Origin of the sequence: Aegicerativicinus sediminis (assembly GCF_015476115.1) — a bacterium.
Lineage (GTDB): Bacteria > Bacteroidota > Bacteroidia > Flavobacteriales > Flavobacteriaceae > Aegicerativicinus > Aegicerativicinus sediminis.
In genome coordinates this window covers 3830632-3846487 of sequence record NZ_CP064295.1, presented here as the reverse complement: position 1 = coordinate 3846487, position 15856 = coordinate 3830632, and the positions used below count along the sequence as shown (strand labels likewise).

Sequence of the window (15856 nt, the reverse complement as noted above, 5' to 3'; positions counted from 1 at the left end):
CATGAGAACATTAAATAAAAAGAATGACTTACAAAACCACGGAAATTTAAAAGTCTATATGGCGAATTACTGCTGCACACACAATTGCATATTTCTGTGCTTCCCTTGTTTTGCCAAAATTTAATTTTACAAACTCCTACTGAGATTGTCAAAGTATTAAAATATTTAAATATCAAGTGGTTGTTTCACATTATTAGATAACAATATGAATGAATTGGTGCATTACAAATTTTAATAAATAATATCATAGACAGATATTTCAAAATAGGATTCCCGTTACTATATAATTTCATTACTGTTAATTTCAGCAATGGTTGTTATCTTATTGTTGTTTTATTTTTTGGTATTTATAGTTTAAACGCACAACAGACAGAAATTGAATTTACAAAAGTCCTCATAGAAGTAGATGGAGAAGAAGTTTATGATGTGTATAAAATGGTACAGGATCATAAAGGATATATGTGGATGGCAACTAATTTGGGCCTAATTAGATATAATGGTATTGATGCTGAAAAAATTTACAAGAATATAAATGATACTTATAATGGTACTGGTGAAGTTAAGGCATTATTGGTCGATTCACAAGGTGATTTATGGATGGGTTCAAATTCTGGTTTAAATAAGTATAATCCAAATTGCGATTGCCTCGATCAATACCCCTTTTATAATGCTGACAGTACTTCAGCTAGTGTTGAATCAATGACGGAAGATAAAAATCAAAATCTTTGGCTAGGTACAGACAATGGTGAATTAATTAAATTTAGTAAAGACGACAAAAACGTTACTAAATTTCTCCATACGCCTTCAGAATTAGTAAATCTTACTGGAAATAGTATTACCAATTTAATATTTGATGGCAATAGCAATTTATGGATAGGTACTATTGGCCCAGAATCTGATAAGGCTTTAGGATTGATAAGGTTTAATATCTTTTCTGGAGATATTAAACAATTCAAGCATGACCCTCAAGATTCTAATAGTTTATTAGACAATCGCATCAGTGCTCTTCACGAAGATCGGCAGGGACAAATATTAATTGGCACCTACAAATCTGGATTTCATATATATGATCCACAGATTGAATCATTAAAAAGAATCAGCTTCAATGCGAATGCTCCGAATGAAATACATGCACCTTATGAAAAAAACAAGGTTTTAGGTGATGACCCTTTTGTTAGGATAATTCATCAAGATCAACATGGGGGTTATTGGATTGGAACCACTGGTAAAGGCATCAATTATTTCAATTCAAAAACAAAAACTTTTAAAAATTACAATTTTAACCTTGTTAACCCTCAATTACTTTCGGCAATTTATGAAGACGGACAAGGCAATCTATGGATTGGTGGCATAAGGGGCAGTGGTCTCTATAAGGCGGACCCCATGTCTCGAAAATACAATTTAAATACCAACTTCAACAATGTATCCAAAACCTTTGAATCACCTTACACACCAGAAATTATTTGGGTGACGTCTTTTCAACAAGGTCTCGGAAAATTGAACGTCAAGACAAATCAAATCAAAAAATATGTTCGAGATGAAGACAATAACAGCAGCATTGGTCATAATTGGGTTAGGACAGCATATCAAGAAAACAGCAATACCCTTTGGGTAGGAATTGGTACTGGGGATGAAAAAGGCATTGGTACTGGCGATGGCGGTATAGATCGAATGGATATTGAAGCTGAAACCTTTGAACATTTTAAATTAACCCGTGATGACGATGGAAAAGATGGGTTTAGCTATACGCCCTATTTTATTTGTGAAGATTCTGAGGGATATTTATGGGTAACTGGTGGAAATGGCGGTTTATTTCGGTCTGATAAAGAAAAGACAGCATTTAAACCTTTTAATCATTTTAAAAATCATAATCAACCAAATGATATGATTCTTAACGTAGTTCTTAAAGATTCTAATGGAGATTTGTGGGCTTCAGATTTTAAGGATGAAGGTACTTTATACTTGTATGATAAAGATGAAAACACTTTCAATCCATATCTTAAAGGGTTCAAAATGATTGACATCCAAGTCGACAAGAAAGGATGGTATTTAATAGGTACTTGGGAAAATGGTTTGGTGCACCTAAACCCCAATGACGGCACTTACGTTCAATATTCTAAAGCAGATGGTTTACCCAGTAATGATGTTATACATCTCGCCAAAGGAGTTGATGGGATTGTCTGGGTCGGCACGAGAATAGGTCCTGCCAGATTTAATATCGCCACAGGAGAAATATCGTCACTTGGGCTGCCAAAAGTTAGATATAACCCCGGCATTCTTAGAGCCAGCGATAATCGAATTTACATGGGAGCAAATGATGGTTTAGTGTCTTTCTACCCTAATGAAGTAGAAGGCAATCCTTATGCTCCTCAAATAGAAATTAGTGAGTTATTGATTTCTGAAAAGAATTACCTCACTGGAAAAAGTATGTCCAATAACCTGAAATTCGCTCACAATCACAATGACATCTCATTCAAATATATCGCTCTACATTTTAGCGATCCTGAAAAGAATCAATATAAATATAGGCTTAAGCCAATAAATAATGAATGGACAAATGCGGGGTTTGAACGATCTGCTCGATATTTCAACCTACCACCTGATGAGTATACGTTTGAAGTAAAAGCCTCAAACAGTGATGGCGTATGGAGTGAAAAATCAGAAACAGTATCATTTACTATTACCCCAGCTTGGTGGACAACTTGGTGGGCATATCTCTTATATGCTGCTACATTCGCTTTTATAGTTGAAAGAATTTATCGTTTTCAACTTTCTAAAAAAATGGCAGATTCTGAAAGTAAACGATTGAAAGAACTTGATCAATTAAAGAATTCCCTATTCACAAATATTACACATGAATTTAGAACGCCTTTAACAGTTATTAAAGGCATTACCGGAAACATTAAATCTAGTTTAGATAATAAACCAGATAAAAATCTTGAAAACTCATTGGAGATAATCGACCGCAATAGCGATGGATTATTGAAATTAATAAACGAAATGTTAGATCTAGCTAAGATTGAAAGCGGTAATATGGAATTAAATTTGGTACAAGTTGATATTATTCCTTTCGTAAAATATTTAACTCAGAGTTTTTATTCGCTCGCTGAAGAAAAGGACATTCGGTTTTCTATTCAATATGATGTTCAACATCAAGATATGGATATAGATGTAAACAAATTCACGTCTATTATCACAAATTTAATTTCGAATGCAATTAAATTTACACCTCAAAATGGTGAGGTACTTATTCATATCAACAAAAAAGTTGAAACTGACACTGATTCTATTGAAATAACTATTAAAGATAGTGGTTTAGGAATTTCAAAAGAGGAACTCTTACATATCTTCGATAAATTCTACCAAGTTGATAACTCTTCCTCCAAAAGTGAGAAAGGCACAGGTATCGGATTAGCCTTGGCCAAAGAGTTTGTAGAGTTAATGAATGGGGAAATTAATGTTGAAAGTAGGCTCGGGAAAGGCAGTATATTCACAATTAAAATTCCTATTACAAATAATGCTCTTAAATCAGATGTTTCAGAAATATTTTCATGCTCATCTATTTTTCACTCTAGTACTACACCAATTATAATGGGCGAAAGTCAATTTTTAAATAAGTCTAACAAAAACGCCCCACTAGTTCTTATAATAGAAGATAATACGGATGTGGCCTACTATATTAAAACCTGCCTAATAAATCAGTATAACATTTTACATGCCCCAAATGGTGCCATTGGTATTGAAATGGCGCTTGAAAACATTCCAGACATTATTATTAGTGATGTTATGATGCCAGAAAAAGATGGTTTTGAAGTTTGTGAACATTTAAAAACCAATGAACTAACAGACCACATTCCAATAATCATGCTAACAGCCAAGGCCACTTTCGAAGATAGGCTGGCCGGACTTTCACGAGGAGCCGATGCCTATTTAACAAAACCATTTGAAAAAGCAGAACTATTAACACGCATAGACCAACTAATATTAATTAGAAAGAAAATGTTGAGCAAGTTCGAAAAAACGGGTTTAGACAGGCTGCTTGCTAAAAATATCAAGAATTCAGAAACCAAATTTCTGGAAAAAATCATACTTGTTATATATGATAATATAACCCAGGCCGATTTCGGCCCTGTTCAATTGGCAATAAATTTAGGCTTAAGTGAATCACAATTGTATCGCAAGCTAAAGGCCATTACCGGAAAATCTGCGGTAGTATTCATAAGATCCATAAGACTCCAAAAAGGCAAGGAATTGATCCAAACAACCGATAAAACAATTTCAGAGGTTGCATATGATGTCGGGTTTAACGATCCCTCCTATTTTAGCCGTGCTTTTAAGGAGGAATTTGGGCATGCCCCCAGTGCTTTTTCCAAATAAAAACTGCATAAAATATTATCTGCCATCTAATCTATTTCCTTCTGCAAATAGTAATATTCTTTTACCATAATTATCAAATTGTCCTAGTTTTTGAAGAATTAGTCCAAGCCACTTCTTAGACATGGAAGTTACATTGTAATGCTATTATAATCAGTTATTTAAAAAGAATAACTAAAGCTATTAACCCTTTAAATATATTATTATGAAAACGACACCCCTATTAGCAGTAATTCTAACATTCTTTTTATTTTTTTATGGATGTTCAGATAATGAGGAAAATGTTCAAGAACCAGGAATAGCTTCTCTAGATTCATCTTTATCAAAAAGCTCCAGTTCAATGGAGAAGTCATCTTCATTTAGTAATGAATATCCTGAAGCACAAGAACAAATTATAAAAACTTTTGGTGAAATTGCTCAAAGTCTTATAGATGGTGATATTGATAAACTCATTTCTTTTCATGCTTATAGTCCAAAGTTTACAGAATTCAAAAATGGTGAGCTACGTAACGGAGCTGAAGCAAATGAAGCATTTGAGCGCGAAGTTTTTGGTGCTGTGACTGAAGTAGTAAAGTTTGGTGCAGATGATTTGAAAATTGCAGTATATTATGGTAACGTAGCTAATGTTACCTTTCACTCCGATTTTCATTTAAAATTTGGCAGCGATGATGTTGTAATAATTAAAGAACAAACAACCTTACTATTCGTTAAAACAAATGGTGAATGGAAAATAGCCGCTGAACATCATTCGCCTTTAAATTGAGGAGAATCTATATAGAATGAGTAGTAAGTATTACAGTAAAAATTGGAGAATATAAATTTCTCCTTAATTGTAGGATTTTAATATTAAAATCCGATTTGTTCACTCACACAATCCAGTAGTGCTATAGCTGCTTCGGAAATATCAAATTAAACTTTATAATCCAAAACCATTATGGTCCTATCCCTAATGGTTTTGGATTATATTAAACCTTTTGTTACAAAAACAAGAATAAACTTAATGTTAATAATTATTTCTACACTATTTATGGTAACTGTAAAACAAAAGTAAGGCAGACCTTATTAATGATGAAATCCACTCACCGATCAAAGTTCCATCATTTTACTACCTTAGTCCTAAATCAACACGGCGATACAATACAAATAGTTGTAATGCTTTCAAATATAAAATGAATAGAAAAGTCCTTTTACACCGAAATCTTATCCTTGTTGGGATTACTTCTGGATTGTTAAGCATTATAATCTTATTTACTAAATCTCCACTTATAAATGGAAATAGCACTTTGAGCATTGCACTAACCGTGGATTTACTATTAACCGTTCCATTTGTTTATTTTCTGCTCATTCGTAAATCTCAAATCCCTAAAACTACAGCAATACCAGTAATGTTAATCGGTTATTTGGTTGGGACATATTTTTTACCAAAGGAAAGTCAAACTTATTTGGACTTATTTAAAACTTGGGCGTTACCTTTTATTGAACTGATCATTTTGGCATATGTGATAATTAAAGTTAGGAAGGCTTTAAAAACCTTCAAGAAATTAAAGCGTGTTACACCAGACTTTTTTGATGCGCTGAAAAATGTTTGCCAACAAATTCTCCCAAAAAGTCTTGTTCTTCCGTTTGCTACAGAGGTAGCAGTTCTCTATTATGGGTTTATTGATTGGAAAACTAAAATAACAGGTAGCAATGAATTTACTTATCATAAAAATAGTGGAACTCCTACATTGTTAGGAGGATTTATTATGGTAATAGCAATTGAAACAATAGCACTTCACTTTTTACTTTCTAAGTGGAACATAGTATTAGCTTGGGTATTAACAGGCTTAAGTATATATACAGCCGTTCAGATTTTTGGTTTTGCGAAGGCCTTAACAAAAAGACCCATAATAATTACAGAAAATGAGCTGTGGTTGCGTTATGGAATATTGAATGAATCTCAGATTCCTATTTCTGATATTGATTCCGTAGTTCTTTCAAAAAAGGAACTTCAAAAGGACAAATTAACAAAAACCATATCTCCATTAGGGGAACTTGAAGGCCATAATGTTATAATCAATCTAAAAAGAGAAAACACTCTGAAAGGCATGTACGGTTTGAAAAAGAAATTCAAAACAATCTTACTTCATATTGACGAACCAACCATCTTTAAAGAGAAAATGGAAATCGCCTTACAACAATTTAATAAGCATTAACTTCATTTGTAAAGTCGCTGCTCATTGTCTAACCGCTCGATATAATTTTAGTTCTTTCGAAATCAGGAGTTTAATAAACATAAATATTTTATAAAAAAATCAATAACCAAAATTAATTAAAATGTAAACTCCAAATTTTAACCTACTTACAATTGTTGCTGCATTGGTATTATTTATTGGTGCATTCTCATCTTTTGTATAACACTTCAGCATAAAGAAACGATTCACTGTACGTCCGGAATTGGTTACACCAGCACTTTTTAACCACATCAAATATTTAGACTAATAGAATTCAACTAGCTGCCCAAAGTTCCGTCATTTTACTATCTTAGTCTTAAACCAACGCAAGGCTTCTTTATACAAACCGTTGTAACCGATTAATCGTAACTAAGATGGCAAAGAACATAAAGGTTGCGGCCGCTCAACTTTCACCCATTTTCTTGGATAAAGAAAAAACGGTTAAAAAGGCCTGTGCGGCGATTTTAGAGGCAGGTGAAAATGGGGCAAACTTAATAGTATTCCCGGAGGCTTTTATTGCTGGTTATCCAGATTGGGTATGGCTTATACCCAATAGCAAAGGAGCTGATTTAAATGAGCTTTACTTAAAACTAGTTGAAAATGCTGTTTCTGTACCTGATGATTCAACAGTAAAACTTTGTGAATCTGCCAAAACAGCTGGTATTAATGTAGTTATTGGAATGCATGAACGTAATGTTGAAACCAGTAATGCAAGTTTGTTTAATAGCCTACTTTTTATAAACGACAAGGGAACAATTCTAGGTAAACACAGAAAATTAATACCAACAGGCGGAGAACGTCTGATATGGTCTCAAGGAGACGGTCGTACCTTGTCTTCCTATAATACTTCAGTAGGAAAAATAGCAGGATTAATTTGTTGGGAGAATTTCATGCCTCTGGCAAGGAATGCTATCTATGAATTAGGAACTCAAATATTGGTTTCACCTACCTGGGATAAAAGCCCCAATTGGATTCAAACGATGCAGCATGTTGCAAGAGAAGGTGGATTGTTTGTTATTAGTACCTGTATGGCTTTAAGAAAGAACGATATCCCTGACGAGTATGGTTTTAAGAAACTTTACCCTGAAGATAGGGAATGGATTAATGTTGGTAATAGTTCTATAATTGCTCCAAACGGTAAGATTTTAGCTGGACCTCTTGAAGCAAAAGAAGGCATCTTATATGCCGACATAAATCTTCAAGACATTATTAAAGCAAAACGAATGTTTGATGTTGTTGGTCATTATTCAAGACCTGATGTTTTTAACTTCAAGGTAAATAAGCCAAATAAAACCTAGCTACACCACCGTATAATAATGTTTGGGATTAATCATTAATTAAAACAAGAACATCAACAGAACCTGTGTTTAAGTTTTTTAGACGAATTAGATTTGACCTTATGGAGAATCACAAAACTGCAAAGTATCTGAAATATGCTATTGGTGAAATCATCCTTGTGGTTATTGGAATTTTAATTGCATTAACTATCAATGATTGGTATGATCAAAAAAAGAACGCCAAATCTGAACTTCTTTATTATTGCAGAATCCTAGAGGACTTTGAACTCGATAAACAACGAATAGACGAATTAAAAGATGAGTCAAATTATAGAATCGATTTAAGTAAAAAAATTCTTTTGGATTTAGATGCTGGCACAAAAGACAAGTATTATATAATGAATCAGTTTATTCTGGCGACCAGGAGTGAAATTTATGAACCTCGTAATGTAACCTTCAAAGATTTAATTTCTTCAGGAAACCTGAAGTTACTTAATGATATCTCCATAAAAAATAGCTTGATCCAATATTACAGTGAATTGGAAAACAAACAGTTTCAATTAAAACAAAATAGAGATGAAATAACAAAAAAGGTTTTTGATTTGGTCAACACTTCAATTGAGATTGGCGCCATACAAGAATTCGAATATGTGAGAGAATTGCTTGGTCCTGAGATTCTACAAACTTTGCCTCATGATGATTGGACAAAAGACAAAACCAGTGAGTATTATAAAAAATTACAACTAGCTATTTTGTTTAATATCGCCATGGCAGACAGAAAAAAACAGCATTTTTCTGCAATCAATGAGCTTATGGATAATTCGTATCAACTATTACTAAAAAAATGTAAAAAGTGAGTTCAATAAGCCGAATTCAACGCCCTATAAAGTTCATTTATTCTGATTTTACTGGACAGAAAATCCTTTGGCTGAAATTTGGCAATTTTTATTTTTTAAATTAGTAACTAAACCACATCAACGCTGTGTTATACTAATCGTTGTGATTCATTAAGAACAACATAAACAATGATAAAATTCTTTAGAAAAATAAGACAACGATTATTGACTGAAAACAAATTCAGCAAGTATTTACTATATGCCCTTGGAGAAATTTTATTGGTAGTAATCGGAATATTGATTGCCCTTCAGATAAATAATTGGAATGAACAAAGAAAAGCAGAAAATGAAGAAAGAGAAATCTTAAAAAAGCTACAATTAAATTTGAGAGATGATGTAAAAATTTTGGAGTACCAATTGGATTTTAAAAAAAGTATGATTGATAGCTATAAGCAATGCCTCGATATATTATCTGAAAAAACCGTTTCAACAAAGGAAGAGTTTATGCGCCACTTCTCATCTATTCTACAGGTTGGAGCAGTAAAGTTAAATATGACAACATTTAACAATCTGCAGACAACGGGAGAAATTAGGTTAATAACCAGTGATGAACTGGCTGATAATATTGTCAGTTATTACAATACAGATTATTTGTTGTGGCAATCTGCCTTAGAGGATTACACTAGGAATATTACTGCCCCTTTTGTATTACAATATGACTATATCCCACAAATTAGTTTCAATGATTCACAAGGAAACCAAATAGCTATGTATGGACAACCGGAAGATTTTAAAAAACCCGAAAGAACATTAGACGATTATAAGAACAATTATTTTATCATTAATACTTTGAGACAAAAAAAGTACAATCTTGATGCTTTAATGCCTCGATATGAGGAATTACTAAAAAGCGCTCTGAAATTAGACAAGAACATTCAGGCATATTTAGAAAGCAAGTAGATATTCTAATATTAAAAAACTTTGCAAGACACCATTTAATGCTCATTGCTTCAGATCATGGTGACAATAGGGACTATTATTCGCAATTCACTCAACTTCATAATTTTACTCATTTTACTATCTTGGTCTTAAACCAGCGTAACGCTGCTTTAAACACCGTTAGTAATCATTAATCTAGTTTTATAATCATGAGGTATTTGAACAAATTATCATTAATAATGTTGGTTGTTTTGATTAGTTGTGACCAGGGCCAACAAGAAAAAATGGATGATCAAAAAAAAATTACTAATACTGTAGTGGAGAAACAGCCGCCTGTTTTTACTCCATCTGAACTACCATATCCTTTTTCAAGCGCAGTGCAAGTTGGGGATATACTTTTTCTTTCAGGGGAGATAGGAGATGCGGGCAATGGAACAGGTGTGGTACCGGGTGGAATTGTACCTGAAACCCACCAGTTGTTTAAACGGATTAAGGCCACATTGGCTTCTCATGGACTTGGTTTAGAAGACGTTTTTAAGTGTACGGTAATGCTTGCTGATATGTCCGAATGGCATAATTTCAATGATGTTTATGCAAATTACTTCGAGGCAGGTCGGTACCCTACACGCTCGGCCATGGGTGTTGGGGGTCTTGCACTAGGTGCTCGAGTGGAAATGGAATGTTGGGCCTATAATCCTCAACCTAATAATTAGTTTTGAGGGGGATAGTAATATTTCTAATTTCATTTACCAACCATTACCGAAAGTCCAACTCTGTTAATTAACGATGATTCCTTGTTCTTTTAGCTGTTTATAAAGTTCAGGGTTTGTTTCCTTTAGTTCGTTAAATTTCTTTTGCTGTTCTAAATTTTGTTTTTCTGCAGCGGATTTTTCATCAATTTTATTCCTCCAATTTTCAATTACGTCCAATATTTGATTCTTTATGTTTCTTAACAAATGGGTTTTATCTTCATAATAAAAAATGGGAAGAACTGAATCAAATTTTTCCCAGTGCTCGTACATCGCATAAGTACTTTCGTTTTTCAATAGTATTGGTCTCACTGGAATTGATGGAAAAAATGGTACGATATGAGACAATTCCTGAGGAATACTTTTCGCATCTGTAATATCTGCAATAATAAATTTAGACATATTGGCTAACAGTTGAACTGTTTCGGTAAGGTCACGATTACTAGACGGTTCAAAATCAAATATAATTGGCGCCAAATCATTCTTTTTTAACTCTTCTCTCAATGCATCTAAGACAGCCTTTCTTTCCCCATAAAATCGGCCAAGGATTAAGACAGCTTTAGATGTTACAGTATGGATTACATCTTTTATCTCTTTATTAGTTAATAATAAATAAACAAATTGAGCCATTTTTAAATCATCAACAGTCACTTGGGCTTCATGGTCACTTGTTATAACCAATCCAGATTGATTGGATGGTGTGCCTTCTAAATTCCACGTTGAGATCCCATGTACAAAAGCCTTATTAAATGAGGCACCTTCTAGCTTAGTCTGAGAAAGAAGTGCCATTTGTAAATTGGCGTTACTTAAATTTGCTCCCCTCAAATCTGCACGGCCTAAATAAACTCTATATAAATTGGCTCCAGAAAGGTTTGCGTTTCTCAAGTTAACTCCATTCATATTCGCTCTATATAATTGAGCTCCTGCTAAATTCGCTGAACTTAGATTTACATCTCTTAAGTTCATTCTTCTTAAATCGGCATTATGAAGGTCTGCACCTGATAGATTGGTTTGAAATAAATCAGCTGAAATCAAATTAACTTCTTCATTAGGATTTTCGGCCCGCCAATTGTTCCATTCGTTTATGCTTCCTTTAAGCAAATTCAATTGTTTCTCGTTTGCCATTATAATTTGTTGGTAATGCCTAAAGTTACCTAAAAAGACTATGCCCAACAATGTGGATGGTTCATTGCTTAAAATTTTCCTAAACAGAAAATCCTTAGGCTCAACCATTGCCAATTTTTATTTGTTAAATTAGTAACCAAACCATCTCAACGCTGCGATATACAATCAGGGACAGTATCTTAAAAACAAAGTAAATGAAACTCAAATTTAAATTTTCAATAGTATTTGCACTACTATTTTATAGTTTCCTAAGTGCACAACCCCGTGAAGAACTTGTTAAAGTAATTGTAACTCCGAACCATAATGATTGGACATACGAAATTGGTGAGCAGGTTGAATTTTCTTTGACTGCGTTAAGAAATAATACCCCAATGGAGGGTATTGAAATTAAGTATACCATTCAACCTGATCCCGGTTATCGTTTTATAAAAATTTGGGATGAAGGGACTTTAATACTAAAAAATGGGGCAACAAAAGTAAAGGCAAAAAAATTTAATGAAGCAGGATTTCTGCGCTGCACAGCCACAGTGGAAGTTGCCGGTAACGAGTATACCTCTTATGCAACTGTCGGATTTTCGCCAGATAAGATAGAACCAACTACAACCTTACCCAATGATTTTGAAGAATTTTGGAAAAAGGGGAAAGAAGAGTTGGGCAAGGTGGCAATTAATCCAATTCTTACCTTAATACCCGAAAGGTGTACAAATAAAGTTGACGTGTACCACGTTCAGCTGGACAATGTTCAAGGAAAAATTTATGGCGTTTTATGTAAGCCTAAAAAAGAAGGAAAATATCCTGCAATTTTACATGTTCCTGGAGCAGGAGTAAGGCCATATTATGGTGAGGTTTCAGAAGCAGAAGAAGGATTTATTTCTTTTACAATCGGTATTCATGGTATTCCAGTGAACCTTGATCAAACTGTTTATGATAATTTAAGGCAAGGTGCATTAAATCAATATTTTACAACAAATCTAGATGATAAAGATAACGCCTACTACAAACGGGTATATCTCGGTTGTGTAAGAGCTGTTGATTTTATAGAGAGTCTTGACAATTTTGACGGAAATAATCTCGGAGTTACAGGAGGAAGCCAGGGTGGAGCACTTTCGATCATTACAGCAAGCTTAGACAGCCGAATAAGTTATTTGGCAGCATTTTACCCAGCACTTTCAGACATGACCGGTTTTTTGCATGGACGTGCCGGAGGTTGGCCGCAATTATTTACGGATGAGTACACTAATAAGCCTGAGAAAATTGAAACTTCAAAGTATTATGATGTTGTAAACTTTGCCCGATTTGTTAAAGTCCCGGGATGGTATAGTTGGGGTTATAACGATAACGTTTGTCCTCCAGCCTCAATGTATGCTGCTTATAATGTAATTAATGCTGAAAAAGAGCTCCATATTTTTCAAGAAACACAACATTGGACATTTCCTGAACAACGCGAAATGAAAGACAGCTGGCTCTTTGAAAAACTTAGAAAATAGGATATTTCTCAATGAAGGCAATGATTATCTGTATAGCAATTAACCAATGATAACATTCTATAGATTATCGAAATTCAGTTTTGTGAGTCAAAACGAGATATGCTGTGAACATTTGATTGAGATACCAGCTTGCGGAGAAAACCAAAACATCAACATAAACTGTGTTTAAGTTTTTTAGACGAATAAGATTCGACCTTATGGAGAGAGACAAAACTGTAAAGTATCTAAAATATGCTATTGGTGAAATTTTATTAGTGGTGATCGGGATATTGATTGCCCTTCAGATTAACAATTGGAATGACCATAGACGAAAGAGACAAAAAGAGATCGTTTATTTGGCCGAACTAAAAAAAGGTTTAGAAAGCGACCTAAAAGGGGAATTCATTCCAGCAGGACGTATTTATAAAGGAAGGCTTGAAAGTCATGAGAAATTGGATAAGTATTATAGGAATGAAGAAATCTACTCCAACGATTCCCTATCCCAATTTTATTATTCATGTTTTTCGCCAGAGTGGGATTTTGTTTTTAATACAGCGACTTTTGAGAATATAAAATCTGCTGGAATTGACATAATTTCTAACGATACGATTCGCTCCAAAATCTCATCACTGTATAGTTATAGTTATCCTAATATTAGAGAAGTCAACCAGAATCAGATTAGATTTAATGATCAACAATTAACTCCAATTATTTATGAAATCCTCCATTTAGAATCACGAAGCTTTAGCCCTAGTGAATTGGATTTCTTAAAGAATAATGTGCATATTACTAACTTGTTGTGGCGTCTTAAACAAAATAGATCCTTTCTATATGAACGACTAATAATCACCATACAACAGACCATAGAATCCCTAAATAAAGAGATAGATTTAGAATTAAAACGTTTACAACCTTATTAGTCAAATGATCACGTTCCTAAGAAAAATTAGACAAAAATTACTGACTGAAAATAAATTTACTAGATACTTTATCTATGCGTTAGGTGAAATTATTCTTGTCGTAATTGGGATTTTGATTGCACTTCAGGTTAATACTTGGCAATTGGAAAAAAAAGATCGGCAAATAGAAAAGACCCTTTTAAAGAACATTAAAAGGGATTTGGAGAGTGATATTTCCGAATTAAGACGTGTAAAAGAATTTAAAATATCACAAAACAAAGCGGGACTAAAGCTTTTGGAATATTTTATCGATGCTTCAAAACCACTTGAAGACAGTTTACAATTCATCAATGATTTTCATTTAATTAGTTACTTTATAGTGCCAAGCGCTAACAGGACTTCATTTGATATAGCAACGAGTACGGGTTATATGAACAATATTACCAATGATAGCTTGGTCAACGAGTTATCAAATTATTATAATAATATGAGGCTTGAACATCACGTCACTGAAACGAAAAGGTTTATCAACGCCTATAAAGAAAATAACCTGGTTACAAAATATCTTTTGTATTCCAAAAATGTAAGAGGACGGGACGGCCAAGGTGGACATTATGCTTTGGAACGTTACAAAGAGGACAACCGACCTATGTTGCTGCCAAAAGATATTAGAGGAGATATCAGTCTTGAAAATTATTTAAATGATCTTTCGATAAGACTTACCATAGGGATAAAATTTCTTGAATCTGAAGAAGAATGGGCTAACAGACTTATCCGAAAAATTGACAATGAACTCAATTTAAAAAAGTAACGAAAGCATACTATGATTTTCGTTCGTGTACCGTATTGTTTTTTTAGTAAATTCCCCAAGCTTAACTATGGGATATTTTATTTGTTAAATTAGTGACCTAACTAACAATACGCTGGGTTATATAAACAATTGTACTTCATCATAACCAACCATTAGCGAATGATAAAGTTCTTTAGAAAAATTAGACAGAAACTATTGACTGAACATAAATTTAGCAAGTATCTTTTATATGCAATTGGAGAAATCGTACTTGTGGTTATTGGTATTTTGATTGCCCTTCAAATAAACAACTGGAACAATTACAACTTAGATAGAATTTCTGAAAAGGATTATTTAACGAGGATTTCAAATGACCTTATAGCTGATACGCTTAATTTTTCATGGACAATTAAATCACTAAAAAACAAACATGAGTCTTTAGGTTCATTATTGGAGTTGATTAATAAAGAGCAACTTATAACTGAAGATTCCACTACAGTTCTCAGATATTTAATGAGTGGAACTAATTTATCAATTGCACATCCTGGAATAGCAAACGGAACATTTGAAGAATTAAAAAATACTGGAGCAATGAAATATTTCAGAAGTACCGTTTTAAGATCTGCCTTAAACGATTATTATTTTAAAAGCGAACATAGAAATGAAAGAATAGAAAAGAGAAGAACCGGGTCAAATTATAGTTTAAATATAAATAGCATAATACCGGGTATGGAAAGAATAGATGGTGAATTAGGTTATAGAAATGACCTTGTATCCTATAAAGATATTTTGGAACGGATAAATGGTTTTGATTTCAAAAAAAATATTATTTCAGAATATAATAGTGCCACATTTATGTTAAGAATGCAAGAAGCGGGACTGGATGATTCTAATGCTCTTTTAAATCTTGTAATGGATGAACTAAAAAATAATTAGGAATTTAAATAATAAAAGGAAAACATTCTATCACTGCAACTTGTTCTTCCCAGGTCAAGGAAATTTCACTTCTTTTTGATTTATCTAAGGGTTATCCTAATCAACTCGCACTCGGCTCTGCCGAATCTTCGATTTTCTACTTTTAGTTCCATACATAATAACAATAACTTAATCCCCCTTAACTGACCGTTATTCAAACAGTAAAATAATTATCTCCATGAAACAAAATTGAAAATTTGAAAACTTCTAAAA

Annotated in this window: 12 protein-coding genes; 11 read left to right on the top strand and 1 reads right to left on the bottom strand. The window is 33.3% G+C overall.

Annotation, left to right across the window (positions count from 1 at the left end; translation table 11 throughout):
• The first annotated feature begins 435 nt into the window (after positions 1-435).
• The 7 genes from ISU00_RS16510 to ISU00_RS16480 all read left to right on the top strand — a co-directional run bounded on the left by ISU00_RS16510 (position 436) and on the right by ISU00_RS16480 (position 10352).
• Positions 436-4377 (top strand): two-component regulator propeller domain-containing protein, encoded by a 3942-nt coding sequence (locus tag ISU00_RS16510; RefSeq protein WP_228851777.1) that lies wholly within the window; start codon positions 436-438, stop codon positions 4375-4377.
• A 202-nt stretch (positions 4378-4579) separates the two neighbouring features.
• Complete coding sequence (locus tag ISU00_RS16505) at positions 4580-5137, top strand: YybH family protein (RefSeq protein WP_228851776.1); 558 nt, start codon at positions 4580-4582, stop codon at positions 5135-5137.
• Between the two features lie 406 nt (positions 5138-5543).
• Complete coding sequence (locus ISU00_RS16500; protein WP_228851775.1) at positions 5544-6569, top strand: hypothetical protein; 1026 nt, start codon at positions 5544-5546, stop codon at positions 6567-6569.
• Between the two features lie 392 nt (positions 6570-6961).
• The gene (locus ISU00_RS16495; RefSeq protein WP_228851774.1) at positions 6962-7885 is read left to right on the top strand and encodes a carbon-nitrogen hydrolase family protein; all 924 of its coding nucleotides are present in this window, start codon (positions 6962-6964) and stop codon (positions 7883-7885) included.
• 101 nt (positions 7886-7986) lie between these two features.
• Positions 7987-8721, top strand: coding sequence for a DUF6090 family protein (locus ISU00_RS16490; protein WP_228851773.1), 735 nt, complete (start codon positions 7987-7989; stop codon positions 8719-8721).
• Positions 8722-8889: 168 nt separating this feature from the next.
• Positions 8890-9660: a DUF6090 family protein gene (locus ISU00_RS16485; RefSeq protein ID WP_228851772.1), complete on the top strand. Its 771-nt coding sequence runs from the start codon at positions 8890-8892 to the stop codon at positions 9658-9660.
• 263 nt (positions 9661-9923) lie between these two features.
• Positions 9924-10352, top strand: coding sequence for a RidA family protein (locus ISU00_RS16480; RefSeq protein ID WP_228851771.1), 429 nt, complete (start codon positions 9924-9926; stop codon positions 10350-10352).
• A gap of 63 nt (positions 10353-10415) precedes the next feature.
• On the opposite strand, the gene ISU00_RS16475 is transcribed toward ISU00_RS16480, so the two are convergent.
• Positions 10416-11513, bottom strand: coding sequence for a pentapeptide repeat-containing protein (locus tag ISU00_RS16475; RefSeq protein WP_228851770.1), 1098 nt, complete (start codon positions 11511-11513; stop codon positions 10416-10418).
• A 194-nt stretch (positions 11514-11707) separates the two neighbouring features.
• Between ISU00_RS16475 and ISU00_RS16470 the strand changes: the two genes are divergently transcribed.
• From ISU00_RS16470 to ISU00_RS16455, 4 genes are all read left to right on the top strand, one after another.
• Entirely contained in the window at positions 11708-13000 is a 1293-nt protein-coding gene (locus tag ISU00_RS16470; protein WP_228851769.1) for an acetylxylan esterase, read from the top strand.
• 197 nt (positions 13001-13197) lie between these two features.
• On the top strand, positions 13198-13899 hold the full coding sequence (locus tag ISU00_RS16465; protein ID WP_228851768.1) for a DUF6090 family protein: 702 nt from the start codon (positions 13198-13200) through the stop codon (positions 13897-13899).
• 4 nt (positions 13900-13903) lie between these two features.
• Positions 13904-14689, top strand: a complete 786-nt coding sequence (locus ISU00_RS16460; protein WP_228851767.1) for a DUF6090 family protein — start codon at positions 13904-13906, stop codon at positions 14687-14689.
• Positions 14690-14848: 159 nt separating this feature from the next.
• Positions 14849-15604, top strand: a complete 756-nt coding sequence (locus ISU00_RS16455; protein ID WP_228851766.1) for a DUF6090 family protein — start codon at positions 14849-14851, stop codon at positions 15602-15604.
• Positions 15605-15856: the final 252 nt, after the last annotated feature.